The organism is Thiobacter subterraneus, from assembly GCF_055379455.1.
In genome coordinates, this window is the sequence record NZ_AP042402.1 from 2,097,599 (window position 1) to 2,114,610 (window position 17,012).

16 protein-coding genes and 1 tRNA gene are annotated in these 17,012 nt (G+C 66.7%); 14 read left to right on the top strand and 3 right to left on the bottom strand.

Annotation, left to right across the window (positions count from 1 at the left end; all coding sequences use genetic code 11):
* The first annotated feature begins 58 nt into the window (after window positions 1–58).
* The 7 genes from ACZ42P_RS10415 to ACZ42P_RS10445 all read left to right on the top strand — a co-directional run bounded on the left by ACZ42P_RS10415 (window position 59) and on the right by ACZ42P_RS10445 (window position 7,405).
* On the top strand, window positions 59–925 hold the full coding sequence (locus tag ACZ42P_RS10415) for a YicC/YloC family endoribonuclease (protein WP_464897476.1): 867 nt from the start codon (window positions 59–61) through the stop codon (window positions 923–925).
* 9 nt (window positions 926–934) lie between these two features.
* Complete coding sequence (gene gmk, locus ACZ42P_RS10420) at window positions 935–1,546, top strand: guanylate kinase (RefSeq protein ID WP_464897477.1); 612 nt, start codon at window positions 935–937, stop codon at window positions 1,544–1,546.
* 33 nt (window positions 1,547–1,579) lie between these two features.
* Window positions 1,580–1,786 carry a DNA-directed RNA polymerase subunit omega gene (gene rpoZ, locus ACZ42P_RS10425; protein WP_347307327.1) on the top strand — a complete coding sequence of 69 codons (207 nt, stop codon included), beginning with the start codon at window positions 1,580–1,582 and terminating at the stop codon, window positions 1,784–1,786.
* 40 nt (window positions 1,787–1,826) lie between these two features.
* Window positions 1,827–3,932, top strand: a complete 2,106-nt coding sequence (locus ACZ42P_RS10430) for a RelA/SpoT family protein (protein ID WP_464897478.1) — start codon at window positions 1,827–1,829, stop codon at window positions 3,930–3,932.
* Window positions 3,933–4,020: 88 nt separating this feature from the next.
* On the top strand, window positions 4,021–4,404 hold the full coding sequence (locus ACZ42P_RS10435) for a RidA family protein (protein ID WP_464897479.1): 384 nt from the start codon (window positions 4,021–4,023) through the stop codon (window positions 4,402–4,404).
* Between the two features lie 10 nt (window positions 4,405–4,414).
* A complete protein-coding gene (recG, locus tag ACZ42P_RS10440) occupies window positions 4,415–6,478 on the top strand; it encodes an ATP-dependent DNA helicase RecG (RefSeq protein ID WP_464897480.1) in 2,064 nt (687 codons plus the stop codon).
* 120 nt (window positions 6,479–6,598) lie between these two features.
* A complete protein-coding gene (locus ACZ42P_RS10445; RefSeq protein WP_464897481.1) occupies window positions 6,599–7,405 on the top strand; it encodes a phosphate/phosphite/phosphonate ABC transporter substrate-binding protein in 807 nt (268 codons plus the stop codon).
* A 28-nt stretch (window positions 7,406–7,433) separates the two neighbouring features.
* Here ACZ42P_RS10445 and ACZ42P_RS10450 read toward each other — a convergent pair whose 3' ends face one another.
* Together ACZ42P_RS10450 and thiS are read right to left on the bottom strand one after the other, a co-directional pair.
* Window positions 7,434–8,222 carry a thiazole synthase gene (locus tag ACZ42P_RS10450; protein WP_464897482.1) on the bottom strand — a complete coding sequence of 263 codons (789 nt, stop codon included), beginning with the start codon at window positions 8,220–8,222 and terminating at the stop codon, window positions 7,434–7,436.
* Window positions 8,223–8,275: 53 nt separating this feature from the next.
* Window positions 8,276–8,476, bottom strand: a complete 201-nt coding sequence (thiS, locus tag ACZ42P_RS10455) for a sulfur carrier protein ThiS (protein WP_464899400.1) — start codon at window positions 8,474–8,476, stop codon at window positions 8,276–8,278.
* Window positions 8,477–8,579: 103 nt separating this feature from the next.
* On the opposite strand from thiS, the gene ACZ42P_RS10460 reads away from it, so the two are divergent.
* The 4 genes from ACZ42P_RS10460 to ACZ42P_RS10475 all read left to right on the top strand — a co-directional run bounded on the left by ACZ42P_RS10460 (window position 8,580) and on the right by ACZ42P_RS10475 (window position 13,264).
* Window positions 8,580–8,653: transfer RNA gene (locus ACZ42P_RS10460), tRNA-Gly, on the top strand.
* A gap of 338 nt (window positions 8,654–8,991) precedes the next feature.
* Window positions 8,992–11,202: an AsmA family protein gene (locus ACZ42P_RS10465; RefSeq protein WP_464897483.1), complete on the top strand. Its 2,211-nt coding sequence runs from the start codon at window positions 8,992–8,994 to the stop codon at window positions 11,200–11,202.
* 2 nt (window positions 11,203–11,204) lie between these two features.
* On the top strand, window positions 11,205–12,266 hold the full coding sequence (gene mutY, locus ACZ42P_RS10470; RefSeq protein WP_464897484.1) for an A/G-specific adenine glycosylase: 1,062 nt from the start codon (window positions 11,205–11,207) through the stop codon (window positions 12,264–12,266).
* Complete coding sequence (locus ACZ42P_RS10475; protein WP_464897485.1) at window positions 12,248–13,264, top strand: sodium:calcium antiporter; 1,017 nt, start codon at window positions 12,248–12,250, stop codon at window positions 13,262–13,264. Before mutY ends, ACZ42P_RS10475 begins: the two co-directional genes overlap by 19 nt.
* Before the next feature lie 18 nt (window positions 13,265–13,282).
* On the opposite strand, the gene ACZ42P_RS10480 is transcribed toward ACZ42P_RS10475, so the two are convergent.
* Window positions 13,283–13,960 carry a mechanosensitive ion channel family protein gene (locus ACZ42P_RS10480; RefSeq protein WP_464897486.1) on the bottom strand — a complete coding sequence of 226 codons (678 nt, stop codon included), beginning with the start codon at window positions 13,958–13,960 and terminating at the stop codon, window positions 13,283–13,285.
* 167 nt (window positions 13,961–14,127) lie between these two features.
* Between ACZ42P_RS10480 and ubiD the strand changes: the two genes are divergently transcribed.
* The 3 genes from ubiD (at window position 14,128) to ubiE (ending at window position 17,000) form a co-directional block, all read left to right on the top strand.
* Window positions 14,128–15,591, top strand: coding sequence for a 4-hydroxy-3-polyprenylbenzoate decarboxylase (ubiD, locus tag ACZ42P_RS10485; protein WP_464897487.1), 1,464 nt, complete (start codon window positions 14,128–14,130; stop codon window positions 15,589–15,591).
* 263 nt (window positions 15,592–15,854) lie between these two features.
* Window positions 15,855–16,262, top strand: a complete 408-nt coding sequence (locus ACZ42P_RS10490; RefSeq protein ID WP_464897488.1) for a gamma-butyrobetaine hydroxylase family protein — start codon at window positions 15,855–15,857, stop codon at window positions 16,260–16,262.
* 6 nt (window positions 16,263–16,268) lie between these two features.
* Window positions 16,269–17,000 carry a bifunctional demethylmenaquinone methyltransferase/2-methoxy-6-polyprenyl-1,4-benzoquinol methylase UbiE gene (ubiE, locus tag ACZ42P_RS10495; RefSeq protein WP_464897489.1) on the top strand — a complete coding sequence of 244 codons (732 nt, stop codon included), beginning with the start codon at window positions 16,269–16,271 and terminating at the stop codon, window positions 16,998–17,000.
* Window positions 17,001–17,012 lie beyond the last annotated feature (12 nt).

The following is a 17,012-nucleotide window of genomic DNA, read 5'->3' on the forward strand; positions in this document are numbered from 1 at the left end:
TTGCCATTTTCGGCATTTGCCCGGGGGAAGTCAAAGGGCGTTTTTGGGAGCAGTGTCAATGATCTACAGCATGACCGGCTATGCCGTGGCAAGCCGGGAGTTGCCCAACGGCACCCTCAACCTGGAACTCAAGTCGGTCAACAGCCGCTATCTCGATCTCCAGTTCCGCATCGCCGAGGAATTCCGGGCGCTGGAACCGCTGCTCAGGGAAACCATCATGGGCCGGCTGTCCCGGGGCAAGGTGGAATGCCGGCTGGGCATGACACCGAGAACCGGCGAGGCGGCGGCGCTGCATGTGAATCGCGCCCTGCTGGACCGGCTCCTGGAGCTGGCGGCCGGGATCCGCGCGGCCGCTCCCGAGACCGTGCCGCTGTCGGTGGCGGACATCCTGCGCTGGCCGGGCATGATCGCGGTGGAGGAAGTGTCGCGGGAGACGGTGCGCGAGGCGGTGCTGGAGCTGGTTGCCCGGGCCCTGGACGAACTCAACGCCACCCGGGCGCGGGAGGGGGAGAAGCTTAGCGGGCTGATCCGGGAACGGGTGGCGGCCATGCGCGCCCTGGCGGAACGGGTGCGGCCGCGCCTGCCGGGGGTCATCGCTGCGCTGCAGGAGAAACTGGCGGCGCGCCTGCGGGAAGCGGGCGCCGCGGCCGACGACGAGCGCCTGCGTCAGGAGATCGTCCTGTTCGCCCAGCGCGTGGACGTGGACGAGGAGCTCTCCCGGCTCACGACCCATCTGGACGAGGTGGAGCGGGTGCTGGCCAGGGGCGGCGCCGTGGGCAAGCGCCTGGACTTTCTCATGCAGGAGCTAAACCGCGAGGCCAATACCCTGGGCTCCAAGTCCATGGACGCGGAGGTCTCCCAGATCGCCATGGAACTCAAGGTGCTGATCGAGCAGATGCGCGAGCAGGTACAGAACATCGAGTGAGGAAAAGACATGTCGGGAAACGTGTTCGTGGTGTCGGCGCCCTCCGGTGCCGGCAAGACCAGCCTGGTGCGGGCGCTCCTGGAAGCCGACCCCCAGGTGAAGCTCTCCGTGTCCTACACCACGCGCCCGCCGCGGCCCGGCGAAGTGGACGGCGTGCACTACCACTTCGTGTCGGTGGAGCAGTTCATGGCGATGCTCAATCGGGGCGATTTCCTGGAAAGCGCCCAGGTCTATGGCAACTACTACGGCACGTCCCAGCGCTGGATCGAGGAACAGCTCGCGGCCGGCACCGACATCCTGCTGGAGATCGACTGGCAGGGGGCGGCCCAGATCCGGCGCCTGATGCCCAAGGCGGTGTCCATATTCATCCTGCCGCCCTCGCTGGAGGCGCTGCGGGTGCGCCTCAGGGGGCGCGGCCAGGATGCGGAGGAGGTGATCGAACGGCGCCTCGCGGCGGCGCGCGAGGACATGAGCCACGTGGGGGAATTCGACTATGTTATCATTAACGACGATTTCTCCACGGCCAGCCTGGATCTGCAGGCCGTGGTGCGCGCCCAGCGCCTGCGGGTGGAGGGCCAGCTGGCCCGCCACGCGTCCCTGCTCAAGGAGCTTTTGGGCTGAAGGGCGCATTCCCGAGATTCCCATGAGGTCACCATGGCACGCATCACCGTAGACGATTGCCTGAAACACATTCCCAACCGCTTCGAGCTGGCCCTGGCCGCCACGGCCCGCGCACGCCAGATCGCCAACGGCGCCACCCCCCTGGTGGAACCCAACCGCGACAAGCCCACGGTGATCGCCCTGCGCGAGATCGCCGCGGGCAAGGTGGGGCTGGAAGTGCTCAACAAGGGACAGGCCTGACGCCCGCACCCCTGCTGCCACGCGAGCGCCATGATCGCCCATGCACCTGATCGAGCTTCGTGAGCAGCTAACCTACCTCAAGCCCGAAGACGTCGCCCTCGTCGAAAAGGCTTACCAGTTCAGCAAGCAGGCCCACGAGGGCCAGTTCCGCAAGAGCGGCGAACCCTACATCTCCCATCCGGTGGCGGTGGCCAGCCTGCTGGCCAAATGGCATCTGGATGCCCAGGCCCTGTGCGCCGCCCTGCTCCACGACGTGGTGGAGGACACCCAGGTCTCCCAGGAGGAGATCGCCGCCCAGTTCGGCAAATCCGTGGCCGAGCTGGTGGACGGGGTGTCCAAGCTGGACAAGATCGAGTTCCAGACCGAGGCCCACCAGCAGGCGGAGAACTTCCGCAAGATGCTGCTGGCCATGGCGCGTGACGTGCGCGTCATCCTCATCAAGCTGGCGGACCGGCTGCACAACATGCGCACGCTGGATGCCATGCCGCCCGACAAGCGCAAGCGCATCGCGCGGGAAACCCTGGAAATCTATGCCCCCATCGCCAACCGGCTCGGGCTCAACGCCCTCTACCAGGAACTGGAAGACCTCGCCTTCCGCTACCTCTATCCCACCCGCTACCAGGTGCTGGCCAAGGCGGTCAAGGCGGCGCGGGGCAACCGGCGGGCCATCATCGAGAAGGTGCAGGAGGCCATCGCCCAGAAACTGAAGGAGGCGGGCATCGAGGCCACGGTCACCGGCCGTGAGAAGCATCTCTACAGCATCTACCGCAAGATGCAGGAAAAGGGCCTGAGCTTTTCCGAGGTCTTCGACATCTACGGCTTCCGGGTGGTGGTGAAGGACGTGCCCAGCTGCTATCTCGCCCTGGGGGCGCTGCACAGCCTGTACAAGCCCATTCCGGGCAAGTTCAAGGACTATATCGCCATCCCCAAGGCCAACGGCTATCAGTCCCTGCACACCCATTTGTTCGGCCCCTTCGGCACGCCCATCGAGGTGCAGATCCGTACCCAGGAGATGCACAAGGTCGCGGAGGCGGGCGTGGCCTCCCACTGGTTGTACAAGACCGGGGAGGAACCCATCGACGGGGCCCAGCAGAAAGCCCACCAGTGGCTGCAGAGCCTGCTGGAAATCCAGAGCGAATCCGGCGATGCGGTGGAATTCCTGGAACACATCAAAGTGGACCTGTTCCCGGACGAGGTCTATGTGTTCACCCCCAAGGGCAAAATCATGGCCCTCCCGCGGGGCGCCACGGCCGTGGATTTCGCCTATGCCGTGCACACCGACGTGGGCAATCACTGTGTCGCGGTGAAGATCAACAACGAACTCGCGCCCCTGCGCACCGAGCTCAGGAACGGCGATCAGGTGGAAATCATCACCTCCCCCACGGCCCGCCCCAATCCGGCCTGGCTCAACTACGTGGTCACCGGCAAGGCCCGCTCCCACATCCGCGCCTGGCTCAAGCGCATGCGCACCGAGGAGGCGGCCAGCCTGGGCGAGCAGCTGCTGGCCCAGGCCCTGCGTGCCCTCAACAGCGAACTTTCGCGCATCGACGAGGCCCACTGGAACGAGCTGTTGCGGGAGTATGGACTGTCCAGCAAGCAGGAACTGCTGGCCGAGATCGGCCTGGGCAAGCGGCTCAATCTGGTGGTGGCGCGCCGCCTGCTGGCCATCGGTGAGGAGCCCGCCGACCGCAAGGCCCTGGGTTCCATCACCATTCGTGGCACGGAAGGTCTGGCGGTGCAGTTCGCCAAGTGCTGCCGGCCGATCCCGGGCGACCCCATCATCGGTTTCATCAACAAGGACCAGGGACTGGTGATCCACACCCATGACTGCCCGGCGGTGGCGAAATACCGGGAGGATCCGGACAAATGGGTGGACGTGGAATGGGACCCGGATACCCGCCGGCTGTTCGAGGTGAGTCTGAAACTGGTGGTGGCCAACCAGCGCGGGGTGCTGGCCAAGGTGGCGGCGGCCATCGCCGGGGCCAACTCCAACATCGAGAACGTTAGCATGGAGGAGGAACCGGGCAGCGCCTACACCGCCATGTATTTCACCCTGCAGGTGGAGGATCGCAACCACCTGGCGCGGGTGATGCGCGAGCTGCGCAAGATCCCGGACGTGGCACGCATCTCGCGCATGAAGGGGTGAGTGGATTTGCGCCGGGGGACGCGGTCCGCACCGTCGGCCTGGTCCCCGGTGGAGCAGGCGAACCGGCAACGACAAGGGGGAATCGGAAATGAGCAGACAAATCATCAGGACGGATCAGGCGCCCCAGGCCATCGGCACCTACTCCCAGGCGGTGCGTGCGGGCAGCACCGTCTATCTCTCCGGCCAGATCGGGCTGGATCCGGCCAGCATGACGCTGGTGGAGGGCATCGAAAACCAGATCCACCAGGTGTTCCGCAACCTGCAGGCGGTGGCCCAGGCGGCGGGGGGCAGCCTCGCCGACGTGGTGAAGCTCAATGTCTTCCTGACCGACCTCGGCCACTTTGCCCGGGTGAACGAGATCATGGCCCAGTATTTCCGCGAGCCCTATCCGGCGCGTGCGGCGGTGGGGGTGGCTTCCCTGCCCCGGGGCGCGCTGGTGGAGGCGGACGCGGTCATGGTCATCGGCGCCTGAGGTTGGGCGGGTGAAGCGCGGGGCGCCGCCGGAACCGGGCGCGCCGGAAGGGATCATCGCCGGCGCGCCGCAGGCGCTGCGCGAGAAGCTGAAAAAGCTTGGCATCCGGCGCGACTTCGATCTGGTGCTGCACCTGCCCCTGCGCTATGTGGACGAGACCCACCTCTATCCCATCCGCGAGGCGCCCCTCGGCCGCACCGTGCAGGTGGAAGGGGTGGTGGTCAAGGCCGAGGTGCGGTTCCGGCCGCGCCGTCAGCTCGTGTGCCTGATCGAGGATGCCAGCGGCAGCCTCTACCTGCGCCTTTTGCATTTCTACCCCAACCAGGTGAAGGCCCTCGAGGAGGGGGCGCGTGTGCGCCTGCTGGGGGAGATACGCCAGGGTTTCCTCGGCCCGGAAATGGTGCATCCCCAGTTTCGGGTGGTGAAGGAGAGTGCGCCGCTCAAGGACAGCCTCACGCCGGTCTATCCCACCACCGCCGGCTTGTCCCAGCCGGCCCTGCGCAGCCTGGTGACCAAAGCGCTGGCGCGCGCCGATCTCAGCGATACCCTGCCCGAGGTCCTGCGGGCGGAACTGGGCCTGCCGGAATTCGGCACCGCCGTGCGCTATCTGCACCAGCCACCGCCCGATGCGTCCCTGGCGCAGCTGGAGGGACGCGACCATCCCGCCTGGCAGCGGCTCAAGTTCGACGAGCTCCTCGCCCAGCAGCTCTCCTTGCGCCGCCATCACCAGCGCCGACGCCAGCGGGGTGCCCCGGTGCTGGACCGGCAGGGAGAGCTGACCGCTCGCCTGCGCGCCCGGCTGCCCTTCCGGCTCACCGCCGCCCAGGAGCGGGTGGTGGCCGAGATCGCGCGGGATCTTGCCCAGCCCCATCCGATGCACCGGTTGCTGCAGGGGGACGTGGGCAGCGGCAAGACCGTGGTGGCCGCGCTCGCCTGTGCCCAGGCCATGGACAGCGGCTGGCAGGCGGCGGTGATGGCGCCCACCGAGATCCTCGCCGAGCAGCACTACCGCAAGCTGGCCGACTGGTTCGAACCCCTGGGCGTGCGGGTGGCGTGGCTGTCCTCCAGCGTGCCGAAACGGGAGCGGGCGGACATGCTGCGGCTCATCGCCGCGGGCGCCGCCCCCCTGGCGGTGGGCACCCATGCCCTGTTCCAGGAGGAGGTGGAGTTCGCGCGCCTGGGGCTCGCGGTGGTGGACGAACAGCACCGGTTCGGGGTTGCCCAGCGGCTCGCCCTGCACAACAAGGGCGTGAACCCCCACCAGCTCATGATGAGCGCCACCCCCATCCCGCGCACCCTGGCCATGAGCTACTACGCCGATCTCGACGTTTCCGTGATCGACGAGCTGCCTCCGGGGCGCACCCCCGTGGTGACCAAGCTGGTGGACGAGTCCCGCCGCGACGAGGTGATCGCCCGCATCCGCGCCGCCTGCCGGGAGGGACGCCAGGCCTACTGGGTCTGCCCCCTGGTGGAGGAGTCGGAAAAGCTGCAGCTGAAGGCCGCCGAGGCAACCTACGCGAACCTGTCCGCCACCTTCCCCGAGCTTCGCGTGGGTCTGGTGCATGGCCGCATGGGGGCGCGGGAGAAGGCGGAGGTCATGGACGCCTTCAAGGCCGGGACCATCCAGCTCCTGGTAGCCACCACCGTGATCGAGGTGGGAGTGGATGTCCCCAATGCTTCCCTGATGGTGATCGAGCACGCCGAGCGCATGGGGCTGGCACAGCTGCACCAGCTGCGCGGCCGGGTGGGACGGGGGGCGGCCGCCAGCGTCTGCATCCTGCTCTACCAGCGGCCCCTGTCGGAAACCGCGCGGGCGAGGCTAAAGATCATCTACGAATCTGCCGATGGTTTCGAAATCGCCCGGCAGGATCTCGCCCTGCGGGGGCCGGGAGAGTTCCTCGGTGCCCGCCAGAGCGGCGTGCCCATGCTGAGAATCGCCGACCCGACCGCCGACTCGGCCCTGCTGGAGGTGGCGCGAAATCTGGCGCCGCGGCTCCTGGCGCAATACCCGGAGGTCGTGGAACGGCACCTGGCCCGCTGGCTGCCCCAGGCGGAGGAATTCATGAAGGCCTAGGCCCGGCAGATTCCGGCCGGAGCGCGGACCCTCGACGGGCCTGGCTTGACGGAGGAAGGATGCCGGCTTGTAATGGCCCGGCCCCCAGGGGACAACATCCACAACGACAAGGAGACAAGCATGAAACTCGGCACTGGTTTGATCGGCATCATCCTGCTACTCGTGAGCCTGCCCGGACGGGCGGCGGACTACTACATCCTCGGCGTGCAGGACTACGTGCGCAGCCCCATCATCGTGGTGCGGGAATATCAGGGCCTGGCCAACTACCTGGCGCGGCAGCTCAAGAAGCCGGTGCGGGTGGAGGCGGTGAAAACCTACGACGAATACATGAAGCAGGCCCAGGCGCGGCGCTACGACTTCATGTACGCGCCGCCGTCCATGATCGTCAAGGCCAACCGGCTGGCGGGCTATGAGCCAGTGGTCAAGATCCCGGGGCTGCTTTCCGCCGCCTTCATGGCCCTGGCCGACAGCGGCATCGCCTTCCCCGAGGACATGAAGGGCAAGCGCATCGGCTTCTACGAGAAGGACGCCATGATCACCCAGCTCGCCCTGGCGGAGCTCAAAACCATGGGCATCGATCCGGCCAAGTACTTCCAGAGCGTCACCTTCTACAGCGATGCCACGGCCGTCCTCAACGCCCTCCAGTACCGGCTCATCGACGTGGGGGTGGCGGCCAGCCCCCTGTTCAACGTCTGGACCAACCGGGGCTACAACCTGGTGATGGTCCTGCAGGGCAAGGGCATGCCCCACCTGACCTTCGCCGTGCGCAAGGATTTCCCCCAGACGCAAACCGTGGTCCAGGCCCTGCTCAAGGCCCACGAGGATCCGGAGGCCTCGGAATATTTCAAGTTCAACGGCTACACCCATTTCGAGCCGGCCAAGCTCTCGGATTACGACGAGCTGGCCCGGTTTCTCGACATCAGGTGAGGCCCGGGCGCGGCCTGCGTTGCGTCGTTCAGCCGTTGCTGCCGATGATGCCGGTGGTGGGCGAGCTGGGGCTTGCGCTGTAGATCTTCTTGGGCATGCGGCCGGCGAGATAGGCCTCCCGTCCGGCCTCCACCGCCTTCTTCATGGCGGAAGCCATGCGCACCGGATCCCTGGCTGCGGCGATGGCGGTGTTCATGAGCACCGCGTCGCAACCCAGCTCCATGGCGATGGCGGCATCCGAGGCCGTGCCCACCCCTGCGTCCACGATCACCGGCACCGAAATGCGGTCGATGATGATCTGCAGGTTCCAGGGATTGAGAATGCCCATGCCGGAGCCGATGAGGGAAGCCAGAGGCATGATGGCCACGCAGCCGATGTCCTCCAGCCGCTTGGCGACAATGGGATCGTCCGAGGTGTAGACCATCACCTTGAAGCCTTCCTTCACCAGGATTTCCGCTGCACGCAGGGTTTCCACCACGTTGGGGTAGAGGGTCTGGGGGTCGCCCAGCACCTCCAGCTTGACCAGATCGTGGCCGTCCAGGAGCTCCCGCGCCAGGCGCAGGGTGCGGATGGCTTCCTCCGCCGTGTAGCAGCCGGCGGTGTTGGGCAGGTAGGTGTACCGGTCCGGGGGCAGCACGTCCAGCAGCGAGGGCTGGCTCGCGTCCTGGCCGATGTTGGTGCGGCGGATGGCCACCGTGACGATTTCCGCGCCACTGGCTTCCACCGCCCGGCGGGTCTCGTCGAAGTCCCGGTATTTGCCGGTGCCGACCAGAAGGCGTGAGCGATAGCTCCTGCCGGCGATGACCAGATTGTCCATGGTGTGTTCCAGGTGGGAATGGAGAAAGCGGCAGCCGGGGCTGCGTCTGCGGTTCAGCCGCCGCCCACGGCGACGACGATTTCGAGCCGGTCGCCCGGCTGGAGTTCCACCTCTGCGTGGCGGCTCCGGGGGACGATTTCCCCGTTGCGTTCCACTGCCAGGCGCTTGCCGGCGAGGTTCATGCTCTCGATCAGCCCCGCCACCGTGGTATGGGGCGGCACCCGTTGTGCCTGGCCGTTGACCCAGAGCTCGATCACCTTCAACAACGCCTCGAAACCCAGTATGATAAGCGCCCGATTCTACCACAGCCGGGTACGCGCCTCGAGCGCGGCCGGTCAGGTCAAACGTTTTTACCAGGCGGGTGTAGTTCAATGGTAGAACGGGAGCTTCCCAAGCTCTTAACGTGGGTTCGATTCCCATCACCCGCTCCAAATTCAAAGGGCCCCGCACGGGGCCCTTTGAATTTGGAGTGGGCGGTGGGTGAGAAGCCACCGGGTTCGACAAGCCGAGCACTGCTCGGCTTGGACGCCCGGAGGGCGGTCCCGAACCGCCGGAGGCGGTGAGGGATGGCCGGATCGCCCTGAGGCGAGCCGGCCACATTCCCATCACCCGACCTCTTCGGGTTCGTTGGCTGGGTGGTTTGCGCCCCGCACGGGGCCCTTTGAATTTGGAGCGGGCGGTGGGTGAGAAGCCACGGGGCGGGTCGTCCCCCCAGTCCCGGCGACGCTACAATGACAGGTCCCATCCCACCGCGCAGGAGCTGCCGTCCGTGCCCAAGGCCCTCAAATACCTGCTGATCTCCGTCGGCGGTCTGGTTGCGCTGTTTCTGATGGCGCTTGCGGTGATCGCCTTCACGGTGGACCCCAACGCCTTCAAGCCCGAGATCGTGAAGCTGGTGCAGGAAAAGAAGCAGCGCACCCTGACTATCGAGGGCGACATCACACTCAAGCTTTTCCCCAAACTGGGCATCGATCTCGGCAAAACCCGTCTGTCCGAGCACAGGGGGACGGACGAGTTCGCGGCCGTGGACAGCCTACGGCTCTATGTCGCGTGGCTGCCGCTGCTCAGGAGGGAACTGGTGGTGGACAGGATCGTGGTCGAGGGCGCGCGCGCCCAGCTGGTGCGCAACGCGGACGGTTCCACCAATTTCGATGACCTCCTTTCGCAGGAGGAATCCCGGCAGGTGAGGTTCGACATCGCGGGGGTGCGGGTGAGCCGCAGTGCGCTGAGCTTTGACGACCGCATGGCAAACCGCAAACTGACGGTGAGCGACTTCGACCTGGAAACCGGGCGCATTCGCGACAACACCCCTACCGACATCGAGGCGCACTTCAGGCTGGCGGCGAGCGAGCCGGCGGTCGCCGCCCGGGTGGACATCAAAAGCGGGCTGCTGTTTGCCCTGGCGGACAGGCATTACGCCCTCGACAAGCTGGACCTTAAGGTGACCGGCGACGCCGCCGGTTTGAGCGGGCTCGATCTCTCCCTGTGCGGCAATGGGGACTTTCGGCTGCCGGCGGCCGGGAGCGCCCAGTCGATCCTCCTCAAGGACGTCACGCTCAGCCTCAAGGGCACGCGCGGCCCCGACCGGCTCGATATCGCCCTCGATGCCCCCCGGCTGCTGCTCGCCCAGGACAAGGCCGAAGCCGGCCGGCTCAGCCTCCAGGCGAAAGTCGAGCAGCCCGGGGGCCTGTTGACGGCGGCCCTGGTGCTGCCGGACCTGACCGGCAGCACCCGTCGCTTCCAGGTCAGTCAGGCAAGCCTCGACATCGAGGGCAGGCAGGGGGAGCGCACCATCAAGGCGCGGCTTGCGAGTCCCCTGGCGGGCAGCCTGGAGACGCGTACCCTCGAGCTGGGGAAACTCGCCGGCACCCTGGAGCTCGCCCATCCGGGGCTCGCCCGGGGCGGGCTCAAGTTGAGCCTCGGCGGCCGGGCACGCGCAGACCTGGCGAAAAAATCCGCGGGGGCCGAGCTCGTCACCCGGCTGGACGACAGCACCCTGCAGGCGAAGCTGGAAGCCACGTCCTTCGAACCCCTGCAGCTCGCCTTCGACATCGCCATCGACCGGCTGGATCTGGACCGCTACCTGCCCCCGAAACCCAAGGGTGCGCAGCCGGAAGCGGAGCGTCCCATCGACCTGTCCGCGCTCAAGACCCTGAATGCCAGGGGCAGCCTTCGCGTCGGTGAGCTGAAGATGGCCAGGGTGAAGACCCGCAACCTGCGCCTCGAGCTGCGTGCCGGTGACGGCCGCATCGTCGTCGATCCGATCTCCGCGAATCTGTACGAAGGGATGCTGCAGGGGTCGGCTTCGGCCACCACCAGCGCCAGCCCCCGTGTGAGCCTGCGCCAAAACCTGTCCGGCATCCGCATCGGTCCCCTGTTGCGGGACCTGGCCGAGAAGGATGTGCTGGAGGGACGCGGCAGCGTCACGCTGGACGTCACCACCGAGGGTGCCACGGTGAGTGCCATGAAAAGGGCCCTGGACGGCACGGCCGCCGTGAATTTGACCGACGGTGCCATCAAGGGTGTCAACATCGCCGCCATGCTGCGCCGGGCGCAATCGGCCCTCACCGGCGGGCTGCAGACCCAGAGCGCGGCTGCCACGGAGCAGACCGACTTCTCCGAACTGCATGCCAGTTTCCGCATCCGCAAGGGGGTCGCCCACAACGACGATCTCGTGCTCAAATCGCCCCTGCTGCGGGTGGCCGGCGGCGGCGACATCGACATCGGCGCCGGCACGCTGGACTATCTGGCCAGGGTGGCCGTGGTGGGCACCCTGGAAGGCCAGGGAGGGCGGGAACTCGCGCAGCTCAAGGGCGTGACGATCCCGTTGCGGGCCAGTGGCCCCTTCGATGCGCTCAAGTACAGCGTGGATCCGCGCGCCCTGGTCACCGAATCGGCCAAGGCCAGGGTCGAGGAGAAAACCCAGGCAATCAAGGAAAAGGCCCGCGAGGAGTTGCTCAAGGGTCTGTTCGGACGTTGAGGATGCCCGGACCGGATTTCGCTGCCCGCCTCATCGCCTGGCAGCGCAGCCACGGCCGCCACGATCTGCCCTGGCAGGGCACGCGCGACCCCTACCGCATCTGGGTCTCGGAGATCATGCTGCAGCAGACCCAGGTGGCCACGGTGATCCCCTATTACCAGCGCTTCATGCTGCGCTTTCCGGATGTGGCCACGCTGGCCGCCGCGGCGGAAGACGAGGTGCTCGCCCAATGGAGCGGGCTCGGCTACTACGCCCGCGCGCGCAACCTGCACAAGGCTGCGCGCGTCATCGTCGATGCCTACGGGGGACGGTTTCCCTCCGATTCTTCCGCGCTCGCCGCGCTGCCCGGCATGGGGCGCTCCACCGCGGCCGCGGTGGCGGTGTTTGCCTTCGGCCAGCGCGCGGCCATTCTGGACGGCAACGTCAAGCGGGTGCTGGCGCGCCATGCCGGGGTGGCGGGCTGGCCCGGTGACAGGCAGGTGCAAGCCCGACTGTGGCGGATCGCGGAAGACCGGCTGCCCGGGCAGGAAGTGGAAACCTACACCCAGGGTCTCATGGATCTGGGGGCGACGGTCTGCACCCGCAGCCGGCCCGCCTGTGACCGCTGCCCGGTGCAGGAAGATTGCGTGGCCCACCGCGCCGGCCGCACCGGTGAACTGCCGAGCCCCCGTCCGCGCAGGCCTTTGCCCGAGCGGGCCACGGCCCTCCTGGTGCTTTTGGCCGGCGATGAAGTGCTGCTGGAAAAACGGCCCCCGACGGGTGTGTGGGGTGGGCTGTGGAGTCTGCCCGAAACGACCCTGGAGGAGGATGGTTTCACGCAGGCGCGACGTCTGGGCTATCACCCCTTGCGTTGCCAGACACTGCCGCCGCTGGTGCACGACTTTACCCATTTCCGCCTGCGCATGTGGCCGCGCCTGGTCCAGGTGCAGGCGGCGCGGGGGGTGGCCGAGGCCGGCCGGCTGTGGCTGCCCCTGGAAGAACTGAAGGGCGCCGCGCTGCCGGCGCCGGTGCGCCGGCTGCTCGAGCAAATAACTAAGGAACGACCGTGGCAGACCCCACCCTGATCTGGGGCAAGCTTTTCCTCTGTCTTCTGATCATCGGCGTGGCCGGCTCGCGGCTCTCCCGCTATGGGGATGTGATCGCCGAAAAGACCGGTCTGGGCGGCAGCTGGATTGGCCTCGTGCTCATGGCCACCGTCACCTCCCTGCCGGAACTGGTCACCGGGGTGTCGTCGGTGACGGTGGCCAATGTACCCAACATCGCGGTGGGTAACGTGCTGGGGGCGTGCGTGATGAATCTGGCGATGATTTTCCTGCTGGACTTTTTGCACCGGGAGGCCTCGGTTTACACCCGCGCCAGCCACGGCCACATTCTCGCGGCCGGTTTTTCCCTGGTGATGCTGGCGGTGGTGGGCTTCAACCTGCTGGTGGCACCCACGGGCATTGCACCGCAGCTTGGACATGTGGGGCTCTACACCCCGGTCATCCTCGTTCTCTACCTGGTCGCCATGCGGGTGCTCTATCTCTACGAAACCGCGCAGCAGGATGCCTATGTGGCGGAGCGGGCCGCCCGCTATCCGGACATCACCCTGCGTCAGGCGGTGGCGCGCTATGCCGCCTTCGCAGGCGTGGTGGTGCTCGCGGCGCTGTGGCTGCCCTTCGTGGCAGAAGAACTGGCTGCGGCCATGGGCTGGCAACGCAGCTTCGTGGGCACCATTTTCGTCGCGCTGGTGACCACCACGCCGGAGCTGGTGGTGACCCTCGCCGCGCTCAGGCTGGGTGCGCTCGACATGGCCATCGGCAACCTGTTCGGCAGCAACCTGTTCAACCTCACCCTGATCGCAGTGGACGACCTTGCCTATCTGGAGGGTTCGCTGCTTGCCCAGGTGGCGCCGGTGCATGCGGTCTCGGCCTTCTCCGCCATTGCCATGACGGGGGCCACGGTGGTGGGGCTGTTCTACCGCGACGAGGGCCGGCTGTACCGGCGCATGGGCTGGGCCAGCATCTTTCTCTTCCTGGCCTACCTGCTCAACAGCTACGTGCTCTACCTGTACCAGGAGTGAGCACAGGGCCACGGGCGTTCAGGATTTCTTGTCGCGCGAGGCCCATTTCTGGATCACGCCTGCCGCCCAGTCGCGCCCACCCAAACCAAAGGCCAGGGCCAGGGCAAGGCAGGCCGCGCCGAACAGGATGGCGAAGGCCGTGGTGAGCAGGTGGGTGGCGATGGCGAGCTGCTCCAGCGCCACGAACACGGCGAAGATCTGCACCGCATATTCCGCGATGGTGCTGATGGTGAGGGCCCCCTCCACGCCGAGATTGCGCAGCCAGGCGAACACCAGGCGGTTGATGAAGCGTGCCAGCAGGGTGCCGAAGATGATAATCAGCACCGCCACCACGATGTTGGGCAAATACAGCACCACGCGGTTGAACAGCTCCGCCACGGCGGTGAGGCCGAGACTGCTGGACACGGTGACCAGCACGATGAACAGCACCAGCCAGTAGCTGACCTCGGCGATGATGCCGGACAGGGTGACCTGCATTTCGCCGTGCTTGAGGAATTCCTCGATGCCGGTCTTCTCCGCCAGGGCATCGAAGTGCGCGAGCGCGAGCAGACGGCGCACTGCACTGCGCGCCAGCTTCGCCACCAGCCAGCCCACGAACAGCAGCACCAGGGCCACCAACAGCTTGGGCAGGAAATCGGCCACCTGGCGGATCACCGCGTTGAAGGATGCCAGAAAAATGTCGAGCTCTTGCTGCATGGCTGTCTCCTTTCTTTACCTGTCAGTCTGGGCTGGGGATTGGCGCGACGATGCGCAGGGGCGGGGAACCGGGGCAATGATAGAAGGCCGGGTGAGCGGACGCAACCCGACGCTTCGCTGCTGTCCGTCCCTTCGCGTATGATCGTGGCCTGCCGGAGGAACGCCCCATGAAATATGCCGACCTGCGCGACTTCATCGCGCAACTGGAAGCCCGCGACGAACTCAGACGCATCCGCATCGAGATCGACCCCTATCTGGAAATCACCGAAGTCTGCGACCGTGTGCTGCGTGCCGGCGGTCCGGCATTGCTGTTCGAGAAACCCAAGGGGCATGCCATGCCCGTGCTGGGCAACCTGTTCGGCACCACCCGGCGCGTGGCCCTGGGCATGGGCCAGGAAGACGTGGCCGCGCTGCGCGAAGTGGGCCGGCTGCTCGCCTTCCTCAAGGAGCCGGAGCCTCCGCGCGGGCTCCGGGATGCCTGGGACAAGCTGCCCCTGTTCAAACAGGTGCTGCACATGGCGCCCAGAGAGGTGACGCGCGCTCCCTGCCAGGAAATCGTCTGGGAGGGAAACGAGGTGGATCTCACCCGCCTGCCCATCCAGACCTGCTGGCCCGGCGACGTGGCGCCCCTCATCACCTGGGGTCTCACCGTCACCCGCGGTCCCTACAAGCCGCGCCAGAACCTGGGCATCTATCGCCAGCAGCTTTTGGGGCGCAACAAGCTCATCATGCGCTGGCTGGCCCATCGCGGCGGTGCGCTGGACTTCCGGGATTTCGTCGCCGCCCATCCGGGAGAACGCTTTCCCGTGGCAGTGGCCCTGGGCGCGGACCCGGCCACCCTCCTCGGTGCCGTGACCCCGGTGCCGGACACCCTGTCCGAATACCAGTTCGCCGGCCTTCTGCGTGGTGCGAAGACCGAGGTGGTGCGTTGTGTCAGCTGCGACCTGCAGGTGCCGGCGGGCGCCGAGATCGTGCTGGAAGGCTACATCGATCCCGACGAGACCGCACTGGAGGGCCCCTTCGGCGACCACACCGGCTACTACAACGAGCGCGAAACCTTCCCGGTGTTCACCGTCACCCACATGACCATGCGGCGCGATCCCATCTATCACAGCACCTACACCGGCAAGCCCCCGGACGAACCCGCCATGCTGGGGGTGGCCCTCAACGAGGTGTTCGTGCCCCTGCTGCAGAAGCAGTTCCCGGAAATCACGGATTTCTATCTGCCGCCCGAAGGCTGCAGCTACCGGCTTGCCCTGGTGAGCATGAAGAAGCAGTATCCGGGCCACGCCAAGCGCGTGATGTTCGGCGTGTGGAGTTTCCTGCGCCAGTTCATGTACACCAAGTTCGTGATCGTGGTGGACGACGACATCGACATCCGCGACTGGAAGGAGGTGATCTGGGCCCTCACCACCCGCGTGGACGCGGCGCGCGATACCCTCATCGTGGAGAACACACCCATCGACTACCTGGATTTCGCCAGTCCGGTGTCCGGTCTGGGCAGCAAGATGGGAATCGACGCCACCCACAAGTGGAAGGGCGAAACGAGCCGCGAGTGGGGCACGCCCATCACCCGTGATCCCGCCGTGGTGGCCCGCATCGACAGCCTGTGGAAGGATCTGGGGCTGTGAGGGCTCGCCCCCCTGCCCTGCGCTGTATCGAGGCAGTGCCTTTGTGGAAGGCGCTTCGGCGGCGGGCGGGATGGGTGCGGCGGCGGGTGATCGCGGCTGAAGCCGCTGCCACGGGGGGCTTCCACAGAGCACTTGCCCAAGCCGCGCCGCCGGCCCCCGCCGGTTGACACCCTGCGCGGGGCCTGAAAACCCCGGCCGGCGTCGCCGTTTTCAGCGTCATGCCCCCTCGGGTATCATCTCCCTTTTGAAGCGAGGAAGTCGGCATGAGCACACAGGAGACCCCGCAGCCCACCGAAATCAAGCTGCACCAGAAGTCACGCATCCTGGAGATTGCCTTCTCCGACGGCAGCCGCTTCGAGCTGCCCTGCGAGTTCCTGCGCGTGTACTCGCCGTCCGCCGAGGTGCGCGGCCACGGGCCCGGCCAGGAGGTGCTCCAGGTGGGCAAGAAGAACGTGGAAATCACCGCCATCGAACCCGTGGGCACCTACGCCATCAATCTCGTTTTCTCCGACGGTCACGATTCCGGGATCTATTCCTGGAGTTATCTTTACGACCTGGGCAAGAACCAGGCCGAACTGTGGCAGCGCTATCTGGACCGTCTCGCCGCAGCCGGCGCGAGCCGCGAGCCCACGGCGGAATCGCCCATCCCCATCCGTCCCAAGTCCAAGTAAGCCATCATGGCCGAGACCCATTTCGGCTTCACCAAGGTCGAGGAGTCGGAAAAGGCGCGCCGGGTGGCGCAGGTGTTCCACTCGGTCGCCCGGCGCTACGACCTGATGAACGACCTCATGTCCGCGGGGCTGCACCGCCTGTGGAAGGCCTTTACCATCGAACAGGCGCGGGTGCGGCCCGGCGAGCGTGTGCTGGACATCGCCGGCGGCACGGGTGATCTCGCCATCGCCTTCGCCAAACGGGTGGGCGCCACCGGCGAGGTGTGGCTCACGGACATCAACAACTCCATGCTCACGGTGGGGCGCGACCGGATGCTGGACCAGGGGCTTGTGCCCTGGGCGGTGCAATGCGACGCCGAGAAGCTGCCCTTTCCGGACGGCCATTTCGACGTGGTGACGGTGGCCTTCGGGCTGCGCAACATGACCCACAAGGAAATCGCCCTCAGGGAGATGCGCCGCGTGCTGCGGCCCGGCGGGCGCCTTCTGGTGCTGGAGTTTTCCCGCGTGTACAAGCCGCTGGCCCCCCTCTATGACCTGTATTCCTTCAAGGTGCTGCCTCTCATGGGCCGCCTGGTGGCCCGGGACGAGGCGAGCTACCGCTATCTGGCCGAGTCCATCCGGGTCCATCCCGACCAGGAGACCCTCAAGCACATGATGGAGGAGGCCGGACTCGAACGGGTCGAGTATTTCAATCTCACCGGCGGCGTGGTGGCGCTGCACAAGGGGTATAAGCTGTGAAGCCCGCCGACG